The following is a 24,449-nucleotide window of genomic DNA, read 5'->3' as shown; positions in this document are numbered from 1 at the left end:
GATGCGCGTACTCCTCGCCGGCGGTGGCACCGCCGGTCACACCTCGCCCCTGCTCGCCACCGCCGACGCCCTGCGTCGGCTCGACCCCGCCACCGAGGTGACCTGCCTCGGCACCCCCCGCGGGCTCGAGACCCGGGTCGTGCCCGAGGCCGGCTACCCCCTCGAGCTGGTGCCGCCGGTGCCGCTGCCGCGGCGCCCCGGTGCCGACCTGCTGCGGGTGCCGGGCCGCCTGCGCGGTGCGGTCACCGAGACCCTCGCCGTGCTCGACCGCGTCCGCCCCGACGTCGTGGTCGGCTACGGCGGCTACGTCTCGGTGCCGGCCTACCTCGCCGCCCGGCGTCGTCACCTCCCGATCGCGCTGCACGAGCAGAACGCCCTGCCCGGCGTCGCCAACCGCCTCGGCGCCCGCCTCGCCGCGCGCGTGGCCGTGAGCTTCCCCGACACCCCGCTGCGCGGCGCCGAGTACGTCGGCCTGCCGATCCGCCGCATGATCTCCCAGCTCGACCGGGCCGCCAGCCGCGCCGAGGCCTGCGCAGCCTTCGGCCTCGACCCCGCACGGCCGACCCTGCTGGTGACCGGGGGGTCGCAGGGCGCGACCCGCCTCAACCAGGCCGTCTCCGCCGCGGCGCCCGCCCTCGCGGCCGCCGGCGTGCAGGTGCTGCACGTGCAGGGCAAGCACGGCGGGGCCGACCCGGCCGCGGCGGGCTCCTCCTACGTCATCGTCGACTACGTCGACCGCATGGACCTCGCCTACGCCGCCGCCGACCTCGTGCTCTGCCGCGCGGGGGCCAACAGCGTCGTGGAGGCGGCCGCCACCGGCCTGCCCGCCATCCTCGTGCCGCTGCCGATCGGCAACGGCGAGCAGGCGCAGAACGCGCGACCCGTGGTCGACGCCGGGGGCGCGCTCCTGGTCGACGACGCCGCGGTCACCCCCGACTGGGTCGCGGCGACCGTGCCGGGCCTGGCCACCGACGCACCCCGGCTGCAGCGGATGAGCGCGGCGGCCGTGGCCCTCGTGCCCCGCGACGCCGACGAGCGCCTGGCACGCCTGGTGCTCGAGCTGGGTGCCACGCGCCGCGACCGCACGGGGGGTGCCCGATGAGGGTGCCCGTGCCGTCGACCCTCCTGCCCGCCGACCGGCTCGGCCGGGTCCACCTCGTCGGGATCGGCGGCGCCGGGCTCTCCGGGATCGCGCGCATCCTCCTCGCCCGCGGCATCACCGTGTCGGGCAGCGACGGCACCGACTCCCCGACGCTGCAGCGGCTGCGCGAGCTGGGCGCCACGGTCCACGTCGGCCACGCCGCCGACCAGCTCGGCGACGCCGACACCGTGGTCGTCTCCACCGCTGTGCGCGAGGACAACCCCGAGGTCGTGGCCGCGCAGGAGCGCGGGCTGCGGCTGCTGCCGCGCTCGGCCGCGCTGGCAGCGGTGATGGCCGGGCGCCGCGTCGTGGCCGTCGCCGGCACCCACGGCAAGACCACCACGACCTCGCTGCTCACGGTCGCCCTCCAGGCGGCCGGCGCCGACCCGACGTACGCCGTCGGGGGCGACCTCGCCCAGACCGGCACCAACGCCGCCGAGGGCGCCGGCGACCTCTTCGTCGCCGAGGCCGACGAGAGCGACGGCGCCTTCCTGGTCTACGAGCCCACCGTCGCGGTCGTCACCAACGTCGAGGCCGACCACCTCGACAACTGGGGCACCGAGGAGGCCTACGCCGCCGCCTTCGAGGAGTTCGTCGGCCGCATCCGCCCCGGCGGCCTCCTGGTGGCCTGTGTCGACGACGACGGCGCGGCCGCCCTGCGCGCGGTCGCGGCCTCGCGCGACCTCGCCTTCGTGGGCGTCGGCGAGGGCGAGGGCGCCGACCTGCGCGCCGTCGACGTCGTCTTCGCCGGCACCACCTCCTCCTTCACCGTCGTCGACCGCGGGGTCGAGCTGGGTCGGGTCACCCTGCAGATCCCCGGGCGCCACTACGTGCTCGACGCCCTGGCGGCGCTCGGCGCGGCGCTGCGCCTGGGCCACGACTTCGAGGCCCTCAAGCGGGGCCTGGAGTCCTTCGGCGGCACCCGGCGCCGCATGGAGCGCAAGGGCGAGGCCGCCGGGGTGCGGGTCTACGACTCCTACGCCCACCACCCCGTCGAGATCGCCGGCGACCTCCAGGCCGCCCGCTCGGTGGCGGGGGAGGGGCGCGTCGTCGTGGCCTTCCAGCCCCACCTGGTCTCGCGCACGCGCATCTTCGGCGTCGCCATGGGCCAGGCGCTCGGCGCCGCCGACGAGGTCGTCGTGCTCGACGTCTACCTGGCCCGCGAGGACGCCGACCCCGAGGTGACCGGCGCGCTGGTCGCCGACGCGGTGCCGCTGCCCGACGACCGGGTGGCCTTCGTGCCCGACCTCGCCGACGCCCCGGCCGCCCTCGTCGACCGGGCCCGCGCGGGCGATCTCGTGCTGACCCTCGGCGCCGGCACCGTGACCACCGTCGGCCCGCGCGTGCTCGACCTGCTCGAGCAGCGCGCCGACGGGGTCGAGGCGGGGCCCCGGCCGTGAGCGACCCGGTCGACCCGCGGACCCGGCGCACCCGTCGCCGCTTCGTGCGGCGTCGCTGGGCCCGGCGCTGGTCGACGCTGCGCTACGTCGTCGTGGGCCTCGTGCTGCTCGCGCTCGGAGCCGCTGCGGTGTGGACCGTGTGGTTCTCCGCGCTGCTCGACGTCGAGGACGTCGAGGTCACCGGCGTCGGGCCGCTGGCCGCCGACCAGGTGCGGGCGGCCGCGCAGGTGCCCGACGGCGAGCCGCTGGCGCGGGTCGACCTCGCCGCCGTGCGCGCCCGCGTCGAGTCGCTCTCGCAGGTGGCCTCCGCCGACGTCACCCGGTCGTGGCCCGACGCGGTGACGATCTCGGTCGAGGAGCGGGTGGCCGTGGCCGTGGTCGAGCTCGGCGGCACGCTGCGCGGCCTCGACGCCGAGGGCGTGGCCTTCCGCACCTACACCGCCGCACCGCAGGGTCTCCCGCGCGTCGAGAGCCAGGTCGACACCACCGCGGAGGCGCTGCGCGAGGCGGCCCAGGTCGTCGCCGCGCTGCCGGAGGACCTCGCGGGCCGGCTCGACCACGTGGAGGTCGAGACCGTCGACCGGATCGTCCTGGCGCTGCGCGACGGCCGCACCGTGGCGTGGGGGAGCGCCGACGAGTCCGCGCGCAAGGCCGAGGTGCTGACCGTGCTGCTGTCGCAACCCGGCACGGCGTACGACGTGAGCGTGCCGGGCCGTCCGACCGTGAGCGGTCCCGCGGTCGGCTGACCTGAGCGGGCCTCGTCCGGATCGTCGAGGACGCGCCGGGCGTGTCTGCGCGATCCGGCGCCTCCGTGTGCCTACTGTCGTCGTCACGGCGAGGTTGACATAACTATAACCCTCAGGTTGAGGGTCAGAGTTGAGGCCCGTCGCTTCCCCGCAGCACCATCCGGCACGACCCCAGCACCACATCAGCACGACCACCAGCAGCACGAACGCCGCCCGTCCCGGTGCGGCACCCCAGACCACCCGTGCGCGACGCACGGACCCAGCACCACCACCGATCAGCGAGAGGCGAGCCGCCGTGGCAGCAGCACAGAACTACCTGGCCATCATCAAGGTCGTGGGCATCGGCGGAGGCGGTGTCAACGCCGTCAACCGGATGATCGAGGTGGGGCTCAAGGGAGTCGAGTTCATCGCGATCAACACCGACGCCCAGGCCCTCCTCATGAGCGACGCCGACGTCAAGCTCGACATCGGCCGCGAGCTCACCCGCGGCCTCGGCGCCGGCGCCAACCCCGAGGTCGGCGGCCAGGCCGCCGAGGACCACGCCGACGAGATCGAAGAGGTCATCAAGGGCGCCGACATGGTCTTCGTGACCGCCGGCGAGGGCGGCGGCACCGGCACGGGCGGCGCTCCCGTCGTGGCCCGCATCGCCCGCTCGCTGGGCGCGCTGACCATCGGCGTGGTCACCCGGCCGTTCGCCTTCGAGGGCCGCCGCCGCGCCAACTCCGCCGAGGAGGGCATCGCGCAGCTGCGCGAGGAGGTCGACACCCTCATCGTCATCCCCAACGACCGGCTGCTCTCGATCAGCGACCGCAACGTGTCGGTGCTCGACGCCTTCAAGCAGGCCGACCAGGTGCTGCTCCAGGGTGTCTCGGGCATCACCGACCTCATCACCACCCCCGGCCTGATCAACCTCGACTTCGCCGACGTGAAGTCGGTCATGGCCAACGCCGGCTCCGCCCTCATGGGCATCGGCTCGGCCCGGGGCGAGGACCGCTCCGTCGCCGCCGCCGAGATGGCCGTCTCCAGCCCCCTGCTCGAGGCCTCCATCGACGGCGCCCACGGCGTGCTGCTGTCGATCGCCGGCGGCTCCGACCTCGGCCTGTTCGAGATCAACGAGGCCGCCGCGCTCGTCGCCGAGGCGGTGCACCCCGAGGCCAACATCATCTTCGGTGCCACCATCGACGACGCCCTCGGTGACGAGGTGCGCGTCACGGTCATCGCCGCCGGCTTCGACGGCGGCACGCCCAAGCGGCGCGACGAGGGCACCGTCCTGCGCCGCGAGCCGAAGGCCGAGCCGGCCCAGGAGGCCCGTCAGGCGTCCCCGGCGCCGTCGCTGCGTCGCGGCGAGGAGCGCGAGCCCGTCCCCGCGGGCGCCCGGCAGGGCTTCGGCCAGCCGGCGCCCCAGGGCGGCCAGTCCGGCCAGGCCCCGCAGCAGCCGCCGCGCCAGGCGCCGCAGCAGGCCCCGCACCAGGGCGGCCAGCAGGGCGCTCAGCAGGGTGGCCAGTCCGGTCCCACGGGCCCGGCGCCGACCCAGCCGCCCGCCCCGCGGCCGGCGCCGCGACAGGTGCAGTTCGACGACGACGAGCTCGACGTGCCCGACTTCCTGAAGTAGGTCCTGCCCCGGTGTACGCCTTCCGCACCACCACCGGCCCCGCCGACTCGCTCGTGGACCTCGCGTTCACCGACCGTGTCGGCGGGGTCAGTGCTGCTCCCTTCGCCGAGCTCAACCTCGCCGTCGAGGGCGACGACGACCCCGGCTCGCGACAGCGCAACCTCGAGCTGCTCCTCGCCGACTTCGCGCCGGGCGACCGGGTCGCCGACCTGCTCCAGGTGCACGGCCGCGAGGTCGTCACCGTCGGCGAGCACCCCGCCGCCGAGCGTCCGCGCGCCGACGCCCTGGTCACCGACAGCCCCGGCGTGGTGCTCGTGGTCCGGGCCGCCGACTGCGTGCCGGTGCTCCTCGCCGACCCGGTCGCCGGCGTCGTCGGTGCGGCCCACGCCGGCCGACCGGGCCTGGTCGCCGGGGTGGTGCCCGCCGTGGTCTCGCGCATGCGGGAGCTCGGGGCGCGGCGGATCGAGGCCTGGGTCGGACCGCACGTCTGCGGGGGGTGCTACGAGGTGCCCGAGCAGATGCGCGACGAGGTCGCGGCCGTCGTGCCGGAGAGCCGCGCCACGACCACCTGGGGCACGCCGGCGCTCGACGTCGGCGCCGGGGTGGTCGCCCAGCTGCGCGGCGAGGACGTCGTCGCTCACGACGTCTCCCGCTGCACCCGCGAGTCGCCCGACCTCTTCTCCTACCGTCGCGACGGCCGGGCGGCCGGGCGGCTGGCCGGCGTCGTACGGCGGCGCGCGTGAGCGCCCACGGCGCCGGGTCCGGTGACCCGCACCGGCCCACGGACGGCTCCGTCGCCACGACGGAGCGCGCCGCGGAGCTGACGGCCGCCCTCGGGCGTGCCCGCGAGCGGCTCAGCGACGCGTGCGTGGCGGCGGGGCGTGCACGCGACGACGTCGACCTGGTGGTCGTCACCAAGTTCTTCCCCGCCTCCGACGTGCGCGTCCTGGCCGGGCTCGGGGTCACCGACGTGGGGGAGAACCGGCACCAGGAGGCCGAGGCCAAGGCCGCGGAGCTGGCCGACCTCGACCTGTCGTGGCACTTCATCGGCGGTCTGCAGAGCAACAAGGCTTCGGCGGTCGCGGCGTACTCCGCCGTCGTGGAGTCGGTCGACCGTCCCAAGCTCGTCGGTCCCCTCGACCGAGGCGCCGAGCGGCGTGGGCGACCCCTCGACGTGCTGGTGCAGGTCAGCCTGGACCCGCCCGGGGCCGAGGGCCGCGCCGGCGTCGGGCCCGACGCGCTCCTGGCCCTCGCCGACCGCGTGGCGCAGGCCGAGCACCTGCGCCTGCGGGGCCTGATGGCGGTGGCGCCGCCGGCCGAGGACCCCGCCGTCGCCTTCGAGCGGCTGGCCCGCCTGCACGAGCGGCTGCTCACCCAGCACCCAGCGGCGACCGTGCTGTCCGCCGGCATGAGCGGCGACCTCGAGCAGGCGGTGGCCGCCGGCGCGACACACGTGCGGCTCGGCTCCGCGGTGCTCGGTTCGAGGCCCACGGTCCAGTAGGGTCCGACTACAACGTTGAGCGCCGATCGCCCCACCCGGGGACGACGGCGCAGGAGTTCCGGAGGACGACTGTCATGAGCGGCGCGATGCGCAGGATCGGCGAGTACCTCGGCCTGCTCGAGGACACCGGCCGGTACGACGACGAGTACGACGGCGACGACACCACCCGTGAGACCCAGGCGGTCCCGGCCCAGCGTCAGCCCGCCCCGGCGGCGCCCCGTCAGCCCGCGGCGCGAGCCGCGTCCGTGTCCGACCTCGCCGAGCGCCGCCGTCCGGCCGCCGGCCCCACCGGAGTGGTAGCCGAATTGTCCCGCATCACGACCCTGCACCCGAGCACCTACAACGAGGCCCGCACCGTCGGGGAGAACTTCCGCGAGGGCGTGCCGGTGATCATGAACCTCTCGGAGATGGACGACGCCGACGCCAAGCGTCTCGTCGACTTCGCCGCCGGCCTGGTGTTTGCCACCCGTGGCACGATCGAGCGCGTCACCAACAAGGTGTTCCTGCTCTCCCCGCCCAACGTCACGGTCGCCGCCGAGGACAAGGAGCGGATCGCCGAGGGCGGTTTCTTCAACCAGAGCTGAGGCCCGTCGTCACGACGAGCCCGGTCCGGCCCCGACAGGAGCTATCACCGACGTGCAGATCGCCGGTTGGATCATCCACTGGATCCTGTTCTTCTTCATCGCGCTCATGTGGGTGCGCTTCATCGTGGACTGGGTGCAGGTCTTCGCGCGCTCCTGGAGTCCGCGCGGACCGCTGCTGCTGGTCCTGGAGGCGGTCTACTCCGTCACCGACCCGCCCATCCAGTTCCTGCGCCGCTTCATCCCGCCGCTGCGTCTGGGGAGCATCGCGCTCGACCTGAGCTTCCTGCTCGTCCTGGTCATCGCGTGGGTGCTGCTCAACGTCAACGACGCCGTCTTCAACATCGCCTGAGCGCCCTCCGGGGCCCCAGCCGCCCACCGGGACCCGCCTGTCCCGCCTGTCCCACGACAGGCGCTATTGTTCCCCGAGAAGTTCGCAGCACGACCTCGCGCACCCGCGCGCGGCACGTCTGGGATCCACTTGAACACCACGACTGAGAATGGGTGAGGTCATGCCACTGACGCCTGAGGACGTGAGCAACAAGCGCTTTACTCCCGTCCGGCTGCGCGAGGGCTACGACATGGGGGAGGTCGACCAGTTCCTCGACGAGGTGGAGGCCGAGCTCGCGAGGCTCACCAAGGAGAACGAGGACCTCCGCTCCAAGCTCGCCTCCGCCCAGTCGGGATCGGGCCCGTCGGGATCGGGTCAGGCAGGCCCGTCCTCGGGTCAGTCCGCCCCGGCGACCACCGCGCCGTCCACGCCCGAGCCGGTCACGCAGCCTGTGCCGGTCGCGAAGCCCGAGCCGACGCCGGCCCCCGTGGCCGCACCGGCCGCGCCCGCCGCCGCGGCCCCCACGGAGACGATCCGCGTCGAGACGGTGCCGCAGGCCTCCAACGCCGCGGCGCGCCTGCTCGAGATCGCCACCCGCAACGCCGACGAGCTCGTCGACGAGGCCAAGAACGACGCCGACAAGATCGTGGGCGAGGCCCGCACCAAGGCCGAGCGTCTCGAGGCCGAGTCGAAGTCGAAGGCCGACCGCATGGAGTCCGACGCGCGCACCCGCGCCTCGATGCTCGACTCCGAGACCGCCGAGCGCCGCCAGCAGATGTTCGGCGACCTCGAGCGCGAGCGCGACAAGCTCAGCAGCGAGGTCGAGAACCTCCGCTCCTTCGAGCGCGAGTACCGCTCGCGCCTGAAGAGCTACTTCACCCAGCAGCTGGAGGCGCTGCAGAACGGCGCCGAGAGCGCCGCTCCGACCGAGGAGGCCCCGGCCCCCAAGCGTCTGCGCTCCATCCTGGGCGACGAGGAGTCCTGAGCGACTGCTCCACCTGGCTCGATCCGGCGCGGCCGGTCCCCTCGGGGGCCGGCCGCTCCGTCGTCTGCGCGGGCCCGTGACGGAGGGGCCCTGGTCGGTTCACCACCGACTGGCTACCCTCCTGCTCACCGTCCTCACCCCTCTCCCGCCCCCCCGGACCTCCCTGCTCCGTCCACCCCTGGCGCTGCGGCGCCCCCGCTCGAAGGCTGTGCCCGTGACCAAGGCAGCACCCACCAAGAAGGCCGCCACCGCGGCCCAGGCCCAGGACCTCGTCGTCAAGGAGGGCGAGTCCGACTGGACCGCCGCCGAGCTCGACGAGGTCGTCGCCGAGCTGCACGAGCAGCACGACCACATCGCCCAGGTGATCGCCGACCAGGAGCAGGAGCTGTCGGGACTGATGCGCGACTCCGGTGACGGGGCCGGGCAGGACCAGGCCGACGTCGGGGCGAGCAGCTTCGAGCGCGACCACGAGCTCACCGTGCTCAACAACGAGCGCGACAAGCTGGCCCAGATCGAGCGGGCCCTGGCGCGCATCGACGACGGCACCTACGGCGTCTGCGAGTCCTGTGGAGAGCCGATCGGCAAGAATCGGCTGATGGCATTTCCGCGTGCCACACTGTGCATGACATGCAAGCAGCGCGAGGAACGGCGATAGACCCCGAGACCACCGCAGCCCCCGCCGGGCGCTCCCGGGCGCGGGTGTGGGCGCTGTTCGCGACGATCGCCGCCACTGCGTACGCCGTGGACCTGGTCACCAAGGTGCTCGCCCTCGACCGTCTCGAGGGCCAGCCCGACGTGCCCGTCGTCGGTGACCTGCTCACCCTCACGCTGGTCAAGAACCCGGGCGCCGCCTTCAGCACCGGCACCCAGTTCACCGTGGCGCTGAGCTGCATCGCGATCGCCGCCACCGTGGTCGTGCTCGTGCTCAGCTTGCGGGTGCGCTCCCGGCTATGGGCCGTGGCGCTGGGCCTGCTGCTCGCGGGTGTGACCGGCAACCTCACCGACCGGCTCTTCCGCGATCCCGGGCCGATGCGGGGCCACGTCATCGACTTCCTGATGCTGCCCAACTGGCCGGTCTTCAACGTGGCCGACGTCTGCATCAACGTCGCCGCCGGCCTCATCCTCGTGCAGGCCTTCCGCGGTGTCCGCCTCGACGGCACCCGCGACCGCGACCACGAGCCCGACGACCAGCCCGGCGACCGGCCCGGTGACCGGCCGGACTTCGAGCCTGACGTCGAGCCTGACGATGCAGCCACGGCGAGCGGCCCGACCGCGGGGGACCAGCGATGAGCCAGACCTCCGAGCACCGCAGCCTCAGCGTGCCCGAGAGCCTCGCGGGGGAGCGGGTCGACGCCGCCCTGGCCCGCATGTTCGGGCTCTCGCGCACCCGCGCGGCCGACCTGATCGCGCAGGGCCTGGTGCAGGTCGACGGCGCCGGCGTCGGCAAGAGCGACCGGGTGCTGCCCGGCTCGCTGCTCGACGTGGAGATCCCGACCCTGACCGACCCGCTGACGGTGACCCCCGAGATCGTCGAGGGGATCAAGATCGTCCACGACGACGAGTCCATCGTGGTGATCGACAAGCCGGTCGGCGTCGCGGTCCACCCCTCGCCGGGCTGGACCGGCCCCACGGTCGTCGGCCACCTCGCGGGCGCGGGCTTCCGCATCGCCACCAGCGGCGCCTCCGAGCGCCAGGGCATCGTGCAGCGCCTCGACGTCGGCACGTCCGGTGTCATGGTGATCTGCAAGTCCGAGCACGCCTACTCGGTGCTCAAGAACGCCTTCCGCCACCGCACCGTCGACAAGACCTACCACGCGCTCGTCCAGGGCCACCCCGACCCGCTGGAGGGCACGGTCGACGCCCCGATCGGTCGTCACCCCCGCTCGGACTGGAAGTTCGCCGTGATGGCCGACGGCCGAGCCAGCGTCACCCACTACGAGACGCTCGAGGCGCACCGCTTCGCCAGCCTGCTCGAGGTGCACCTCGAGACCGGCCGCACCCACCAGATCCGGGTGCACATGTCCGCGCTCAAGCACCCCTGCGTCGGCGACCTGACCTACGGCGCCGACCCCGTGCTGGCCAAGCGCGTGGGCCTAGAGCGCCAGTGGCTCCACGCCGTCCGGCTCGGTTTCGAGCACCCCGACACCGGTGAGCACGTCGAGTACGAGACGGAGTACCCCGCCGACCTCGCCCACGCCCTCGAGGTCGTCCGTGACGGGTCCTGACGGACCCCCTGCGCAGCCCGACGTCCTGGTGCGTCCGGGCACGGGCGCCGACCTGGCCGAGGTGGCCGACGTGCACCTGCGCAGCCGCCGCGCGGCGCACCCCGCGATGCCCCCGGGCGCGCACCCCGACACCGAGGTGCGCAGCTGGTTCGCCACCTGGGACCTCTCCGCGCGCGAGCTGTGGGTGGCCCAGGAGGGCGGGCGCGTCGTGGCCTACGCCGCTCTGGCCGGCGACTGGCTCGACGACCTCTACGTGCTGCCCGGTGCCGCGGGTCGCGGGCTCGGCTCGCTGCTGCTGGAGACCGTGAAGGCGCAGCGGCCCGACGGCTTCTGCCTGTGGGTCTTCGAGACCAACACCGCGGCGCGCGCGTTCTACGCCCGCCACGGGCTGGTGGAGCTCGAGCGCACCGACGGCTCGGCCAACGAGGAGCGCGCCCCCGACCTGAGGGTGGCCTGGCCCGGCCGCGAGCCCCTCGTCTTCCTGCGCGGGCTCATCGACGAGGTCGACGACCAGCTCGGCGACCTGCTGGCGCGCCGCGCGGCCCTCACCGCCGCCGTGCAGCCGCACAAGGGCCACACCCGTCGCGACCCCGGCCGCGAGCGCGCCATCGCCGTCGCGATGGCGCAGCGGGCACCGGCCCTCGGGGTCGAGCGCCTGCACCGCATCGTCGACGTGGTGATCACCGAGAGCCTCGACGCCGCCCGCGAGGGGTGAGCCGCCGGTGGTGCCGCCGGTGGTGTCGGCGGCGGCTGGCACGATCCCCGGAGCGGTTGACGTAGGCTGATCCCCTTCCCCCAGAAGGTCGATCGGCGCCCGTCCGAGACCGCTGCACCCTGCTTGACCGCTGCCCGATCTCGACCCGGCGAGGACTTCCACACACGATGTCGACAGGCTCCCAGGACTCCTTCGTCCACCTGCACGTGCACACCGAGTACTCCATGCTCGACGGCGCCGCCCGCCTCGGCGCGCTGGCCGACCGGGCCGCGGAGCTCGGCATGCCGGCGGTGGCGATGACCGACCACGGCAACGTCTTCGGGGCCTACGAGTTCTACTCCAAGGCCAAGGCCGCGGGGGTCAAGCCGATCATCGGCATCGAGGCCTACTTCACGCCCAACATCTCCCGCTTCGAGAAGCGCGGCGTGAACTTCTACGGCGGCGGCCCCGACGACGTCTCCAACCGCGGTGCCTACACCCACATGACGTTGCTCTCGGAGTCCACCGAGGGCATGCACAACCTCTTCCGGCTCTCCACGGGCGCGTGGCGCGACGGGTTCTTCAAGCACCCCCGCATGGACCGCGAGCTGCTCTCCCAGCACGGCAAGGGCATCATCGGCACGACCGGGTGCCCCTCCGGCGAGGTGCAGGTCCACCTGCGTCACGGCAACTACGAGGCCGCCAAGCAGGTCGCGGGCGACTTCCAGGACATCCTCGGCAAGGACAACTACTTCCTCGAGCTGATGGACCACGGCCTCGACATCGAGACCCGGGTCAAGGACGGCCTGCTGCGGCTGGGCAAGGACATGGGCATCCCGCTCCTGGCCACCAACGACTCGCACTACGTGATGCGCGAGGACGCCAAGGCCCAGGAGCACCTGCTCTGCATCAACTCCGGGTCCACCATGGACATCCCCGCGGGCGACGGCCCGGGGCAGCGCTTCGCCTTCAACGGCGACGGCTATTACCTCAAGTCGGCCGCCGAGATGCGCGAGCTGTGGCGCGACTTCCCCGAGGCCTGCGACAACACGCTGCTCATCGCCGAGCGCTGCGACGTGGAGTTCACCGAGGGCAACGGCACCTACATGCCGCGCTTCCCCTGCCCGCCGGGGGAGAACGAGGACTCCTGGCTGGTCAAGGAGGTCGAGCGCGGGCTGCACGTGCGCTACCCCTCGGGCATCCCCGACGCGGTGCGCAAGCAGGCCGACTTCGAGATCGGCGTCATCACCCAGATGGGCTTCCCGGGCTACTTCCTGGTGGTCGCCGACTTCATCAACTGGGCCAAGGACAACGGTATCCGCGTCGGACCCGGCCGCGGCTCGGGCGCGGGCTCGATGGTCGCCTACGCGATGCGCATCACCGACCTCGACCCGCTCCAGCACGGCCTGATCTTCGAGCGCTTCCTCAACCCCGACCGCGTCTCGATGCCCGACTTCGACATCGACTTCGACGAGCGTCGGCGCGGCGAGGTCATCCGCTACGTCACCGACAAGTACGGCGACGACCGTGTCTCCTACATCGTCACCTACGGCACCATCAAGGCCAAGCAGGCCGTCAAGGACTCCTCGCGCATCCTGGGCTACCCCTTCGCGATGGGCGACCGGATCACCAAGGCCATGCCGGCGGCGGTCATGGGCAAGGACGTGCCGCTGCAGGAGATCTTCGACCCCGAGCACAAGCGCTACGGCGAGGGCGGGGAGTTCCGCCAGCTCTACGACGCCGACAAGGACGTCCAGCGCGTCGTCGACACCGCCATCGGCATCGAGGGCCTCAAGCGGCAGTGGGGCGTGCACGCCGCCGGGGTGATCATGTCCAGCGAGCCGCTGGTCGACGTGATCCCGCTGCTCAAGCGCCCCGCCGACGGCGCGATGATCACCCAGTTCGACTACCCCACCTGTGAGGGCCTCGGCCTGATCAAGATGGACTTCCTGGGCCTGCGCAACCTCACCGTGCTCGACGACGCGGTCAAGAACATCCAGGCCAACCGCGGCGAGACCGTGGTGCTCGAGGACCTCCCGCTCACCGACGAGGCCACCTACGGCCTGCTCCAGCGCGGCGACACCCTCGGCGTCTTCCAGCTCGACGGCGGTCCGATGCGGGCGCTGCTGCGCTCCATGCGGCCCGACACCTTCGAGGACATCTCCGCGGTCGGCGCGCTCTACCGCCCCGGCCCGATGGGCGCCGACTCCCACAACAAGTACGCCCGCCGCAAGACCGGGCGCGAGCCGGTGGAGGCGATCCACCCCGAGCTGGCCGAGCCGCTCGAGGACATCCTGGGCGAGACCTACGGCCTGATCGTCTACCAGGAGCAGGTCATGGCCATCGCGCAGAAGCTCGCGGGCTACAGCCTGGGCCAGGCCGACATCCTGCGTCGCGCGATGGGCAAGAAGAAGAAGTCGGAGCTGGACAAGCAGTTCGAGGGCTTCTCCCAGGGCATGAAGGAGCGCGGCTACAGCGCCGCCGCGGTCAAGACGCTGTGGGACATCCTGCTGCCCTTCTCCGACTACGCCTTCAACAAGGCCCACTCCGCGGCCTACGGCCTGGTGTCGTACTGGACGGCCTACCTCAAGGCCAACTACCCGGCCGAGTACATGGCCGCGCTGCTGACCTCGACCAAGGACGATAAGGACAAGTCGGCCATCTACCTCAACGAGTGCCGCCGGATGAAGATCCAGGTGCTCCCGCCCGACGTCAACGAGTCCTCCTCCAACTTCACCCCCGTCGGCACCGACATCCGCTTCGGCCTGACGGCCGTGCGCAACGTCGGCGCCAACGTCGTCGACGGCATCGTGGCGGCGCGCGAGGAGAAGGGCCGCTACGCCGACTTCAACGACTTCATGGACAAGGTGCCGGCGCTGGTGTGCAACAAGCGCGTCATCGAGTCGCTGGTCAAGGCCGGCGCCTTCGACGAGATGAAGCACAGGCGGCGCGCGCTGGTCACGATCCACGAGACCGCGGTCGACCAGTACGTCGACATCAAGCGCAACGAGGCGATCGGTCAGGACTCCCTCTTCGGCGGGCTCGACGACGACGCGGGCGGGTCCTTCGGGATCACGGTGACGGTGCCCGAGATCGACGAGTGGGACAAGATGACCCTGCTGGGCCACGAGCGCGACATGCTCGGGCTCTACGTCTCCGACCACCCGCTGCTGGGCCTCGAGCACGTGCTCACCAACTCCAGCGACTGCAGCATCGGTCAGCTCATGCTCGACGAGGAGCGCTCCGACGGCTCGCCCATCACGATCAGCGGCCTGGTGACCACGGTGCAGCGCAAGATCACCAAGCGCGGCGACGCGTGGGCGATGGTCACCCTCGAGGACCTCGACGGCGCGATCGACGTGCTGCTCTTCCCCAGCGCCTACCAGCTGGCCAGCACCCTGCTCATCGAGGACGCCATCCTCACGGTGAAGGGACGGCTGTCGAAGAGCAAGGACCAGCCCGAGATCCACGGCCAGGAGGTCTCGGTGCCCGACATCTCCGACGGCCCCTCGGGTCCGGTCGTCATCAGCATGCCCTCGACACGCTGCACCCCGCCCGTCATCGAGCAGCTGCGCGACGTGCTCTCCACCCACCCGGGCATGACCGAGGTGCGGCTGCGGCTGATGACGCGCGAGGCGACCAAGGTGATGCGGCTCGACGACCGGCTCCGGGTCACCGCCACCCCGGCGCTCTTCGCCGACCTCAAGCAGCTGCTGGGGCCCGGGTGCCTGAGCGTCTGAACCCCTCCGTCGGCGTCCGCGACGGCGGCAGCGCCGCTGACGCGCCCCGGCTGCGCGGGCGCCGCGAGTGGGGCCGGGCCGGGGTCCAGGCGCTCCTGGTGGTCGTGGTCTTCGCCGTCGCCGGCCTCGGCGCGGCCTGGCTGTGGCACCTGGTGTGGGAGCCCTCGCGGGGGCTGGCCTTCCAGGGGCGCTTCGTCGTCGTCGACCGTGACGGCTTCTACGACCTCCCGCAGCTGCGCGGGCTGTTCTCGGCCACCGGCCTGCTCGTCGTCGTCGCCTTCCCGACCGCGGTCGCGGTCGGGCTCCTCACGGCACTGGTCCTCGACCGCCACGAGCTCGTGACGCTGGCGGCGGTCGTGGTGGGCGCTGTCGTGGCCGCCGCGCTGATGGCCTGGCTGGGCCAGCAGCTCGGCCCGCCCGACCCCGACGTGCTGGCGCGCTCCGCCGACGACGGCACCACCCTGCTCAGCGCGCTCGAGGCGCCGCGACCGGTGCCGTACCTCGTGTGGACCACCGGCGCCCTCGTGGGCCTGCTGGTGGCCTTCGTCGGGGTGGCCAAGCGGGGCGCCCGACGCGCCCCCGCCGACCCCCGCGCCTGAGCGGCGCCGCGGACCGCCCGACGGGTGGGGGAGCGACCGGTTAGGACCGGCCCCGCCGGGGTAGGTTCCCGCGCGAGCGCGGCCGACGGGGCCGGCGCCAGGACACCCACGGGAGCCGTCGTGACGAGCAACCTTCCGCCCGGACCGCCGCCCCAGGGCCCGCCGCCGCAGGGCCCGCCGCCGCAGGGCCCGCCGCCGTCGGGCCGGCCGCCCCAGGGGCCGCCGCCGCAGGGCCCGCCGCCCGAGATGCTCGACAGCAGCGGCGGAGGGCGGCTCCCGCGGGAGCGGCGGCCCCGCCGCACGGGGCTGCTGGTGGGTGGGGGCGTCGCCCTCGTGGCGGTCGTCGGTGCGGGAGCCTTCGGGGCGGCCTGGTGGTTCGCCGACGGCGCCCAGGCCGCGGAGGCGCTGCCGGCCGGCACGATCGGCTACGTCGGCGTCAACCTCGACCCCAGTGGCGGTCAGAAGGTGGAGGCGCTGGAGACCCTCGAGAAGTTCCCGGCCATCCGCGAGGAGTTCGGGCTCGACGGCCCGGTCGGCGACATCGACGTCAAGCAGACCCTGGTCGACTACCTCGCCGAGCAGACCGACTGCGCCCAGGTCACCGAGGCGGCCGACGCCTTCGGCGACCGCGCCGCCTTCGCCGCGGTCGACACCGGCGGCGAGGAGCCGGCGCCGGTCTTCACCATCGAGGTCGCCGACGCCGACGCCGCCGGCCGGGCGCTCGACGACCTGAGCGCGTGCACCGGCAGCGACCCCGCCGAGGGCGGGGGCGGCCCGGCCTACGTCGTGAGCGGCGACTGGATGGTGCTCGCCGAGACCGAGGAGACCGCCCAGGCCGTGGTCGACCAGACCGAGTCCGACGGCAGCCTCGCCGACGACGCCGACTTCCAGCGCTGGACCGACGAGACCGGCGGTGACGGGGTCGTCACCCTCTACGCCGCGCCGGAGGCGGGTGAGTACCTCGCCGAGGCCTTCGGACCCGGCCTCGAGGGCTCCTCCGACCTGCTCGCCCCCGCGGTGCCGGAGATGAGCGCGTCGGCGCCGGCGATGCCCAGCGCGCTCTCCGGTGCGGGCCGCGCGTCGGGCGACGGCGTCGTCGGCGCCAGCGCCGGCCTCCCGAGCGCCGAGACCCCGGCCGAGGCGCTCGAGGACTTCGCCGGCGCCGCCCTGACGCTGCGCTTCGACGACGGGGCGCTGGAGATCGAGGCGGCGGGCGAGGCCGCGGTGTTCGGAGGGTCCGACCTGCTCGTGACCGACCGCGGCGCCGACGTCGTCGAGGAGCTGCCCGCCGACACCGTGGCCGCGGTCGGGGCGGGCTTCGAGGAGGGGTGGTTCGCCGCCGTGCTCGAGCAGCTCGAGACGGCCTCGGAGGGCCTCATCGACGCCGAGGGCCTCGAGGAGCTCGCCGGCGAGACCGGCCTGACGCTGCCCGACGACGTCGAGACGGTCGTCGGCGACGCCGCGGCCGTCTCGCTCGGCAGTGGCTTCGACGTCGAGGAGCTGACGGGCTCCGCCGACCCCGCCGACCTGCCCGTGGCGCTCACCGTGCGCGGCGACGAGGACGACGTGCAGGGCGTGCTCGACCGGCTCGCCGAGGGGCCGCTGGGCTCCGAGGTCGGCACGGTGGGCGTCGCCGGCGGCGACGGCCTCACCGCGATCGGCCTCGACGAGGACTACCTCGCCGACGTGGTCGCGGACGGTGAGGGTCTCGGCGACTCCGAGACCTACCAGAGGGTCGTGCCCGACAGCGACGAGGCCGGCTCGGTCGTCTTCGTCGACCTCGACCAGGTCAGCAGCATCGCCGGGGACTCCTTGCTCCCGCTGCTCGGCGACGACGCCCCCGCGGTCGAGGACAACCTCGACCCGCTGCGCGCCCTCGGCCTCAGCAGCTGGGTCGACGACGACGTCGCCCACCTGGTGCTCCGCGTCTCGACGGACGACTGAGCGCTGTGGCGCGACCCGCCCCCGGGCCGGGTCGTGCCGCAGCGGGGCGCTCCGCCCGGCGGGCCGACGGGGTCGCCTCAGTCGCGGGCGACGGCCGCGGTGACGGCGCCGGTCAGGGCGACGAGGTCGCCCGGGGTCAGGCCGAGGTCGAGCCCGCGCCGCCCGCCCGAGACGTAGACCACGGGGTGGGCGAGGGCGGAGACGTCGACCACGGTGGGCAGGCGCCGTCGCTGGCCCAGGGGGAGATGCCCCCGACGACGTAGCCGGTGGACCGCTCGGCCGTCGCGGGGTCGGCCATGGCGGCGCGACTGCCGCCGACGGCGCGCGCGAGGGCCTTGAGGTCGAGGCGGCCCGAGACCGGCACCACCCCGACGACCAGTCGGCCGTCGACGTCGGCGAGCAGGGTCTTGAGCACGCAGGCCGGGTCGACCCCGAGGGCGCCGGCCGCCTCGAGCCCGAAGGACTCCGCACGCGGGTCGTGCTCGTAGGGGTGCAGCGTGAAGGCCACGCCGGCGCGCGCCAGCGCCTGCGTCGCCGGGGTCGCGCCCGCACCCTTCCTCGCCACCGCCGCGCTCCGTCGTACGGCGGCTAGTTGGGCGACCAGCGGGTGCGGGCGACCTCGGTGGCCGGCAGCGACGGGATGACGTTCATCGCGCGCAGCTCCGAGCGCAGCAGGTCGGTGACCATGACCAGCCGGCTGGCGGCGTCCTCGGCCTCGAGCAGCGCCTGCCGCTCCGGCATCGGCAGGGGAGCGCAGGCCGCGAGCGTCCACGACAGGTAGGACGGGTCGCGCGGCAGGCTGCCGGAGTAGGGGTCGGTGCGGATGTCCGAGAGCGCGGCGCGGTAGGCCGAGAAGGTGGCCCGCGCCCGCTCGAGCACGCCCTCGTCGACGGGGTCGGTGCCCTCGGGCAGCGCGTGGACGTGACCCACGGGGAAGGTCTCGCCGCTCTCGAGGCGGTCGAGGCCGATGCGGTCGAGTCCGACGGCGACGACGTCGAAGGTGCCGTCGGGGTGGGCCTCCACCTCGGTCAGCTGCAGGCGCACACCGACCCGGTAGAGCGACTGGGCCCCGTGGTCGCCCACCTCGTAGCCCTCGCGGATGGCCACCGAGGCGAAGACCCGCTCCGCCGGGTCGGGCACCCGCAGCAGGTGGTGGACCAGGGCGCGGTAGCGGTCCTCGAAGACGGTCAGCGGCACGCTGACGCCGGGGAAGAGCACCGAGTTCAGCGGGAACATCGGCAGCGTGTCGGTCACGCTGACGACCCTAGACCCCCGGCCCGCACGCCGTGTCCCGGACGGGTGGGTCCGTGCAGGGTCCACGCGGGGTCGCCGGTTCGGGCTGCCGGCACCGGGGCTCGTAGGATTGACCCATGATTCGCCGGATCGACCTGCGAGGGACTGCCGCCGACGGCGCTGCCCCCGTCGACTACCGCGCCGCCGTGCCGCGCGCCGAGTTCGACGTCGAGGCCGCGATGCATGTCGTGCGCCCGATCTGCGACGCGGTGCGCGACCGTGGCGTCGAGGCGATCCTGGAGTTCTCCGAGACCTTCGACGGCGTCCGCAACGACGACATCGTCGTGCCCCCGGCGGCGCTGTCGCAGGCCCTCGAGGAGCTCGACCCGGCCGTCCGGGTCGCCCTGGAGGAGTCGATCCGCCGCCTGCGCGAGACGTGCGTCGCCGAGCTCGAGGAGGACACCTCGGTCGAGCTCGGTCCCGGCGCCCGGGTCAGCAAGCGGATGGTGCCGATCACCCGGGTCGGCCTCTACGTGCCCGGCGGCATCGCCCCGCTGGTCTCCAGCGTCGTCATGAACGTCGTGCCCGCGCAGGTCGCCGGCGTCGAGTCCATCGCGCTGACCTCGAGCCCGCAGAAGGAGTTCGGCGGGCTGCCGCACCCCACGATCCTGGCCGCCTGCGCGCTGCTGGGCGTGGAGGAGGTCTACTCCGTCGGCGGCGCCCAGGCCGTGGCGATGTTCGCCCACGGCGCGGGCCCGTGCCGCCGCGTCGACCTGGTCACCGGACCGGGTGCGATCTACACCGTGGCCGCCAAACGCCTGCTCAAGGGCATCGTCGGCATCGACTCCGAGGCCGGGCCGACCGAGATCGCGGTGCTGGCCGACGACACCGCGGAGCCGGCGTACGTCGCGGCCGACCTGCTGAGCCAGTCCGAGCACGACCCGATGGCCTCCAGCGTGCTGGTCACGACGTCGGTGCGGCTGGCCGACGAGGTCGAGGCCGAGCTCGACAAGCAGGTCTCGGTGACCCGCCACGCCGAGCGCATCCGCACCTCGCTGGGCGGGGAGCAGTCCGGCATCGTGCTGGTCGACGACCTCGAGCAGGGCCTCGCCGTCGTCGACGCCTACGGCGCGGAGCACCTGGAGATCCAGACCCGCGACGCCGCCGCCCTGGCGGCCCGGGTCCGCAACGCGGGCGCCATCTTCGTCGGCCCCCACGCACCGGTCTCGCTGGGCGACTACTGCGCCGGCTCCAACCACGTGCTGCCCACGGGCGGCTGCTCGTGCCACTCCTCGGGGCTCTCGGTGCGCAGCTTCCTCAAGGCGGTGCACGTCGTCGACTACACCCGTGAGGGACTGGCCGCCGTGGCCGACCACGTCGTCAACCTCGCCGAGGCCGAGGACCTGCCCGGTCACGGCGCGGCGGTGCGGGTGCGCTTCGACCGCCCCCTCGCCGACGGGTAGGCGCCGGTGTTCCCGCCCCTGCGCGAGGAGCTGCGCGGCCTCGAGCCCTACGGCGCCCCGCAGCTCGACGTGCCCGTGCAGCTCAACGTCAACGAGAACCCCTACGGCCCCTCGCCCGCGTGCGTGGCCGACATCGCCGACGCCGTGGCCACGGCGGCCACGACGCTCAACCGCTACCCCGACCGCGAGTTCGTGGCGCTGCGCACCGCCCTGGCCGACTACCTCGCCCGCGACACCCCCCACGGGATCGTGCCGGAGCAGGTGTGGGCTGCCAACGGTTCCAACGAGGTCATGCTGCAGCTGCTCCAGGCCTTCGGCGGCCCGGGGCGCACGGCGCTGAGCTTCGCCCCGACGTACTCGATGTACCCCGAGTACGCCCGCGACACGATGACCCGCTGGGTCGCGGGTCGCCGCGCCGAGGACTTCACCCTCGACCTCGACGCCGCCCGCGCCCTCGTCGAGGCCGAGCGCCCCAGCGTCGTGCTGCTGCCCAGCCCCAACAACCCCACCGGCACCGCGCTGCCGCCCGAGGCGGTCGCGCTGCTGTGCGAGGCCGTGGGCGAGGACGGCGTGCTCGTCGTCGACGAGGCCTACGGCGAGTTCCGCCGCACCGGCACGCCGAGCGCGCTCGAGCTGCTGCCGCACCACCGCAACCTGGTGGTCAGCCGCACCATGAGCAAGGCCTTCGCCGGGGCGGGTCTGCGGCTGGGCTACCTCGCCGCCGACCCGGCCATCTGCGACGCGATCCGGGTGGTGCGCCTGCCCTACCACCTCTCCTCGGTGACCCAGGCGACGGCGCTGGCCGCGCTGCGCCACACCGAGGAGCTGCTCGGCCAGGTCGACCGGCTGCGCGAGGAGCGCGATCGCACCGTCGCGTGGCTGCGTGCGCAGGGTCACCAGGTCGCCGACAGCGACGCCAACTTCTGCCTCTTCGGCACCTTCCCCGACCGTCACGCGGTCTGGCAGGGCCTGCTCGACCACGGGGTGCTCGTGCGCGAGGTCGGCCCCGAGGGCTGGCTGCGCGTGTCGATCGGCACCCCCGACGAGATGGCCGCCTTCCGCACCGCCCTCACCCAGGTGACCGGCCAGACGACCCCGCAGGCCCCCAAGGAGACGACATGAGCAGGACCGCACGCGTCGAGCGCCAGACCAGTGAGTCCTCGGTGCTCGTCGAGGTCGACCTCGACGGCACCGGACGCCACGAGATCTCCACCGGCGTCGGCTTCTACGACCACATGCTCACCGCCTTCGCCCGTCACGCCCTGGTCGACCTGACCGTGCGCACGACCGGCGACGTGCACATCGACGCCCACCACACCGTCGAGGACACCGCGATCGCCCTGGGCCAGGCCCTGCGCCAGGCGCTCGGCGACAAGCGCGGCATCCGCCGCTTCGGCGACGCCACCGTGCCGCTCGACGAGGCGCTCGTGCAGGCCGTCGTCGACGTGTCGGGCCGTCCCTACTGCGTGCACACCGGCGAGCCCGAGGGCCAGCAGTACGTCGCACTCGGCGGCTCCGGGGTCTCCTACCTCGGGTCGCTGACCCAGCACGTCTTCGAGACCCTCGCCTTCCACGGCCACCTCGCGCTGCACGTGCGGGTGCTGGCCGGGCGCGAGCCCCACCACCTGGTGGAGACCCAGTTCAAGGCCTTCGCCCGTGCCTTCCGCGACGCCGTCGCTCTCGACCCGCGCGAGACCGGCATCCCCTCCACCAAGGGCGCGCTCTGAGCGCCGCGGCGGGGGAGAGCGACTCTCCGGTCACGGAGGGGGCGGACGGACCCGACGTGGTCGTCCTCGACTACGGCTCGGGCAACCTGCGCTCGGCCGTGCGCGCCGTCGAGCGCGCCGGGGCCCGCGTCACCCTGACCTCCGACTTCGAGACCGCGCTGCACGCCGACGGCCTCGTCGTGCCCGGCGTCGGCGCCTACGCCGCCTGCATGGCCGGCCTGCGCGAGATCAAGGGCGACCGGCTGATCGGGCGCCGCCTCGCCGGCGGACGCCCCGTGCTGGGCATCTGCGTGGGCATGCAGGTGCTCTTCGCCCGCGGCGTCGAGCACGGCGTCGAGACCGAGGGCTGCGACGAGTGGCCCGGCGTGGTCGAGCGGCTCCAGGCCCCGGTCGTGCCCCACATGGGCTGGAACACCGTCGAGGTCGCCGAGGGCAGCACGCTCTTCGCCGGCCTCGCCGACGAGCGCTTCTACTTCGTGCACTCCTACGGCGTGCGCGAGTGGACCCTGGTCACCAACGACCGCACCACCGCACCCCGCGTCACCTGGGCCGAGCACGGCGGCGACCGCTTCGTCGCCGCCGTCGAGAACGGCCCGCTCACCGCCACGCAGTTCCACCCCGAGAAGTCCGGCGACGCCGGCGCGGCCCTGCTGCGCAACTGGGTCGCCACCCTCGGGCGCGGCTGAACCGCCCCCTCCTGCCGCCCCGCCCCCTGCCGCCCCAGCCGACCCCAGCCCGCCGCCACGGTCCCGACGTACGCCGGGAGCGCGCCGACCCGAAGGAACCCTGATGTCCGACCACCTCGAGCTCCTCCCCGCCGTCGACATCGCCGGCGGCCAGGCCGTCCAGCTGGTGCAGGGCGTCGCCGGCTCCGAGAAGCGCTTCGGCGACCCCGTCGAGGCGGCGCTGCGCTGGCAGGAGGCCGGCGCGGAGTGGATCCACCTCGTCGACCTCGACGCCGCCTTCGGGCGCGGGCACAACCGCGAGCTGCAGGCCCGCATCGTCGGCACCCTCGACATCGACGTGGAGATGAGCGGCGGCATCCGCGACGACGAGTCGCTGGCCGCCGCGATGGCCGCCGGCTGCCGCCGCGTCAACATCGGCACCGCCGCCCTCGAGCAGCCCGAGTGGTGCGCCCGGGCCATCGCCGAGCACGGTGACCGGGTCGCGGTCGGCCTCGACGTGCGCGGCCGTACCCTGGCGGCGCGCGGCTGGACCCAGGACGGCGGCGACCTCTACGACGTGCTGACCCGCCTCGACGCCGAGGGCTGCGCGCGCTACGTCGTCACCGACGTCAACAAGGACGGCATGCTCCAGGGCCCCAACCTGCAGCTGCTCCAGGACGTCTGCGCGGCCACCGACCGCCCGGTCGTCGCCTCCGGCGGCATCACCGAGCTGGCCGACCTCGAGGCCCTCATGGGCCTGGTCGGCAGCGGCGTCGAGGGCGCGATCATCGGCACCGCGCTCTACGAGGGCCGCTTCACCCTGGTCGACGCCCTGGCCCTGACCCGGCCGGGAGGCGTGTCGTGACCCTCGCGGTGCGGGTCATCCCGTGCCTCGACGTCGACGGCGGCCGGGTGGTCAAGGGGATCAACTTCACCGAGCTGCGCGACGCCGGCGACCCCGTCGAGCTGGCCCGCACCTACGACGCCGAGGGCGCCGACGAGCTGACCTTCCTCGACATCTCCGCCTCCCACGAGGGCCGCGCGACCACGATGGAGGTGGTCTCGCGCTGCGCCGAGGAGGTGTTCATCCCCCTCACCGTCGGCGGGGGCGTCTCCTCGACCGCCGACGTCGACCGGCTGCTGCGCGCCGGGGCCGACAAGGTCGCGGTCAACACCGCCGCCATCCGCCGACCCGAGCTCGTCGCCGAGATCGCCGACCGCTTCGGCAACCAGGTGCTCGTGCTGTCGGTCGACGCCCGTCGCGCCGCCGGCACCGACTCGGGCTTCGAGGTCACCACCCACGGCGGTCGGCAGTCCTCGGGCCTCGACGCGCTGGCCTGGGCCGTGCGCGCCGCCGAGCTGGGCGCGGGCGAGATCCTGCTCAACGCCATGGACGCCGACGGCACGCAGGACGGCTTCGACCTCGACCTCATCGCCGCCGTGCGGCGCGAGGTGGCGATCCCGGTGATCGCCTCCGGCGGCGCCGGGCGCCTCGAGCACTTCGCCCCCGCCGTCGACGCCGGCGCCGACGCCGTGCTCGCCGCCACCGTGTTCCACTTCGGCACGCTGCGCGTGGGCGAGGTCAAGAACGCGCTCGCCGCCACCGGTCACCCGGTGCGCTGAGACCCGGCGCCGGGCCCTGGCGCCGGGACCTGCTGCTGGGCCCGGGCGCTGGGACCGGGTGCTGGGACCGGGGCGCTGGGACCGGGCGCTGGGACCGGGCGCGGGGACCACGGCGCTGGACCGGGCGCGGGGGACCGGTCCAGCGTGCACGCCGCCCCGCCAGCCCCACCCGTCACACCGGTCGGCCCGGACCCGCACCTGTCGGCCGACGCGTGGGCCGACAGGTGCGGGTTTCACCA

23 protein-coding genes and 1 pseudogene are annotated in these 24,449 nt (G+C 73.9%); 22 read left to right on the top strand and 2 right to left on the bottom strand.

What is annotated here, in order from left to right; all coding sequences use genetic code 11:
- Window position 1 precedes the first annotated feature (1 nt).
- From murG to LPA27_RS14440, 16 genes are all read left to right on the top strand, one after another.
- Window positions 2-1,102, top strand: coding sequence for an undecaprenyldiphospho-muramoylpentapeptide beta-N-acetylglucosaminyltransferase (murG, locus tag LPA27_RS14515; protein ID WP_056904521.1), 1,101 nt, complete (start codon window positions 2-4; stop codon window positions 1,100-1,102).
- Window positions 1,099-2,541, top strand: a complete 1,443-nt coding sequence (murC, locus tag LPA27_RS14510; protein WP_228942894.1) for a UDP-N-acetylmuramate--L-alanine ligase — start codon at window positions 1,099-1,101, stop codon at window positions 2,539-2,541. Before murG ends, murC begins: the two co-directional genes overlap by 4 nt.
- Window positions 2,538-3,287: a cell division protein FtsQ/DivIB gene (locus LPA27_RS14505; protein ID WP_193664664.1), complete on the top strand. Its 750-nt coding sequence runs from the start codon at window positions 2,538-2,540 to the stop codon at window positions 3,285-3,287. The genes murC and LPA27_RS14505 overlap by 4 nt, the downstream gene beginning before the upstream one ends.
- 295 nt (window positions 3,288-3,582) lie before the next feature.
- The gene (gene ftsZ / locus LPA27_RS14500) at window positions 3,583-4,899 is read left to right on the top strand and encodes a cell division protein FtsZ (protein ID WP_056904518.1); all 1,317 of its coding nucleotides are present in this window, start codon (window positions 3,583-3,585) and stop codon (window positions 4,897-4,899) included.
- Between the two features lie 11 nt (window positions 4,900-4,910).
- Window positions 4,911-5,642 carry a peptidoglycan editing factor PgeF gene (gene pgeF, locus LPA27_RS14495; RefSeq protein ID WP_056904517.1) on the top strand — a complete coding sequence of 244 codons (732 nt, stop codon included), beginning with the start codon at window positions 4,911-4,913 and terminating at the stop codon, window positions 5,640-5,642.
- Window positions 5,639-6,400, top strand: coding sequence for a YggS family pyridoxal phosphate-dependent enzyme (locus tag LPA27_RS14490; protein ID WP_324251261.1), 762 nt, complete (start codon window positions 5,639-5,641; stop codon window positions 6,398-6,400). Before pgeF ends, LPA27_RS14490 begins: the two co-directional genes overlap by 4 nt.
- Before the next feature lie 74 nt (window positions 6,401-6,474).
- Window positions 6,475-6,984, top strand: a complete 510-nt coding sequence (locus LPA27_RS14485; protein ID WP_056904516.1) for a cell division protein SepF — start codon at window positions 6,475-6,477, stop codon at window positions 6,982-6,984.
- Window positions 6,985-7,036: 52 nt separating this feature from the next.
- Complete coding sequence (locus LPA27_RS14480) at window positions 7,037-7,333, top strand: YggT family protein (protein ID WP_056862511.1); 297 nt, start codon at window positions 7,037-7,039, stop codon at window positions 7,331-7,333.
- Window positions 7,334-7,493: 160 nt separating this feature from the next.
- Entirely contained in the window at window positions 7,494-8,297 is an 804-nt protein-coding gene (locus LPA27_RS14475; RefSeq protein WP_056904967.1) for a DivIVA domain-containing protein, read from the top strand.
- Window positions 8,298-8,511: 214 nt separating this feature from the next.
- A complete protein-coding gene (locus LPA27_RS14470; protein ID WP_056862512.1) occupies window positions 8,512-8,952 on the top strand; it encodes a TraR/DksA family transcriptional regulator in 441 nt (146 codons plus the stop codon).
- Window positions 8,925-9,587: a signal peptidase II gene (lspA, locus tag LPA27_RS14465; RefSeq protein ID WP_228942893.1), complete on the top strand. Its 663-nt coding sequence runs from the start codon at window positions 8,925-8,927 to the stop codon at window positions 9,585-9,587. Before LPA27_RS14470 ends, lspA begins: the two co-directional genes overlap by 28 nt.
- Window positions 9,584-10,522, top strand: a complete 939-nt coding sequence (locus tag LPA27_RS14460; protein ID WP_056862513.1) for an RluA family pseudouridine synthase — start codon at window positions 9,584-9,586, stop codon at window positions 10,520-10,522. Before lspA ends, LPA27_RS14460 begins: the two co-directional genes overlap by 4 nt.
- Window positions 10,509-11,237, top strand: a complete 729-nt coding sequence (locus LPA27_RS14455; protein ID WP_228942892.1) for a GNAT family N-acetyltransferase — start codon at window positions 10,509-10,511, stop codon at window positions 11,235-11,237. The genes LPA27_RS14460 and LPA27_RS14455 overlap by 14 nt, the downstream gene beginning before the upstream one ends.
- A gap of 167 nt (window positions 11,238-11,404) precedes the next feature.
- The gene (gene dnaE, locus LPA27_RS14450; protein WP_056904514.1) at window positions 11,405-14,956 is read left to right on the top strand and encodes a DNA polymerase III subunit alpha; all 3,552 of its coding nucleotides are present in this window, start codon (window positions 11,405-11,407) and stop codon (window positions 14,954-14,956) included.
- On the top strand, window positions 14,941-15,555 hold the full coding sequence (locus tag LPA27_RS14445; protein WP_228942891.1) for a hypothetical protein: 615 nt from the start codon (window positions 14,941-14,943) through the stop codon (window positions 15,553-15,555). Before dnaE ends, LPA27_RS14445 begins: the two co-directional genes overlap by 16 nt.
- A 246-nt stretch (window positions 15,556-15,801) precedes the next feature.
- Window positions 15,802-17,499: a hypothetical protein gene (locus LPA27_RS14440; protein ID WP_228942890.1), complete on the top strand. Its 1,698-nt coding sequence runs from the start codon at window positions 15,802-15,804 to the stop codon at window positions 17,497-17,499.
- 77 nt (window positions 17,500-17,576) lie between these two features.
- Here the strand turns inward: LPA27_RS14440 and ybaK are convergent.
- Both ybaK and LPA27_RS14430 read right to left on the bottom strand, forming a co-directional pair.
- Window positions 17,577-18,064, bottom strand: a pseudogene (gene ybaK / locus LPA27_RS14435) (Cys-tRNA(Pro) deacylase).
- Window positions 18,065-18,087: 23 nt separating this feature from the next.
- The gene (locus tag LPA27_RS14430) at window positions 18,088-18,753 is read right to left on the bottom strand and encodes an LON peptidase substrate-binding domain-containing protein (RefSeq protein WP_228942889.1); all 666 of its coding nucleotides are present in this window, start codon (window positions 18,751-18,753) and stop codon (window positions 18,088-18,090) included.
- Between the two features lie 116 nt (window positions 18,754-18,869).
- Here LPA27_RS14430 and hisD point away from each other — a divergent pair, with 116 nt between their 5' ends.
- From hisD to hisF, 6 genes are all read left to right on the top strand, one after another.
- On the top strand, window positions 18,870-20,195 hold the full coding sequence (hisD, locus tag LPA27_RS14425; protein ID WP_228942888.1) for a histidinol dehydrogenase: 1,326 nt from the start codon (window positions 18,870-18,872) through the stop codon (window positions 20,193-20,195).
- Window positions 20,196-20,201: 6 nt separating this feature from the next.
- Entirely contained in the window at window positions 20,202-21,317 is a 1,116-nt protein-coding gene (locus LPA27_RS14420; protein ID WP_228942887.1) for a histidinol-phosphate transaminase, read from the top strand.
- On the top strand, window positions 21,314-21,922 hold the full coding sequence (gene hisB, locus LPA27_RS14415) for an imidazoleglycerol-phosphate dehydratase HisB (RefSeq protein WP_193664638.1): 609 nt from the start codon (window positions 21,314-21,316) through the stop codon (window positions 21,920-21,922). Before LPA27_RS14420 ends, hisB begins: the two co-directional genes overlap by 4 nt.
- A gap of 56 nt (window positions 21,923-21,978) precedes the next feature.
- Window positions 21,979-22,608, top strand: coding sequence for an imidazole glycerol phosphate synthase subunit HisH (gene hisH / locus LPA27_RS14410; protein WP_056904509.1), 630 nt, complete (start codon window positions 21,979-21,981; stop codon window positions 22,606-22,608).
- Between the two features lie 103 nt (window positions 22,609-22,711).
- On the top strand, window positions 22,712-23,452 hold the full coding sequence (priA, locus tag LPA27_RS14405) for a bifunctional 1-(5-phosphoribosyl)-5-((5-phosphoribosylamino)methylideneamino)imidazole-4-carboxamide isomerase/phosphoribosylanthranilate isomerase PriA (protein ID WP_056862522.1): 741 nt from the start codon (window positions 22,712-22,714) through the stop codon (window positions 23,450-23,452).
- Window positions 23,449-24,210 (top strand): imidazole glycerol phosphate synthase subunit HisF, encoded by a 762-nt coding sequence (gene hisF / locus LPA27_RS14400; RefSeq protein WP_056862523.1) that lies wholly within the window; start codon window positions 23,449-23,451, stop codon window positions 24,208-24,210. The genes priA and hisF overlap by 4 nt, the downstream gene beginning before the upstream one ends.
- The last annotated feature ends 239 nt before the right edge of the window (window positions 24,211-24,449 follow it).

This window comes from Nocardioides sp. Leaf374, from assembly GCF_916862475.1.
Taxonomy (GTDB): Bacteria; Actinomycetota; Actinomycetes; order Propionibacteriales; family Nocardioidaceae; genus Nocardioides; species Nocardioides kribbensis.
This window is presented reverse-complemented; position numbering and strand designations above follow the sequence as displayed.

What these genes read in the sequence shown, in the direction of transcription:
- murG (WP_056904521.1), top strand. Translation starts at nt 2, where the DNA reads ATGCGCGTACTCCTCGCCGGCGGTGGCACCGCCGGTCACACCTCGCCC.
- murC (WP_228942894.1), top strand. Translation starts at nt 1,099, where the DNA reads ATGAGGGTGCCCGTGCCGTCGACCCTCCTGCCCGCCGACCGGCTCGGC.
- LPA27_RS14485 (WP_056904516.1), top strand. Translation starts at nt 6,475, where the DNA reads ATGAGCGGCGCGATGCGCAGGATCGGCGAGTACCTCGGCCTGCTCGAG.
- LPA27_RS14475 (WP_056904967.1), top strand. Translation starts at nt 7,494, where the DNA reads ATGCCACTGACGCCTGAGGACGTGAGCAACAAGCGCTTTACTCCCGTC.
- lspA (WP_228942893.1), top strand. Translation starts at nt 8,925, where the DNA reads ATGCAAGCAGCGCGAGGAACGGCGATAGACCCCGAGACCACCGCAGCC.
- LPA27_RS14460 (WP_056862513.1), top strand. Translation starts at nt 9,584, where the DNA reads ATGAGCCAGACCTCCGAGCACCGCAGCCTCAGCGTGCCCGAGAGCCTC.
- dnaE (WP_056904514.1), top strand. Translation starts at nt 11,405, where the DNA reads ATGTCGACAGGCTCCCAGGACTCCTTCGTCCACCTGCACGTGCACACC.
- LPA27_RS14440 (WP_228942890.1), top strand. Translation starts at nt 15,802, where the DNA reads ATGCTCGACAGCAGCGGCGGAGGGCGGCTCCCGCGGGAGCGGCGGCCC.
- hisD (WP_228942888.1), top strand. Translation starts at nt 18,870, where the DNA reads ATGATTCGCCGGATCGACCTGCGAGGGACTGCCGCCGACGGCGCTGCC.
- hisB (WP_193664638.1), top strand. Translation starts at nt 21,314, where the DNA reads ATGAGCAGGACCGCACGCGTCGAGCGCCAGACCAGTGAGTCCTCGGTG.
- priA (WP_056862522.1), top strand. Translation starts at nt 22,712, where the DNA reads ATGTCCGACCACCTCGAGCTCCTCCCCGCCGTCGACATCGCCGGCGGC.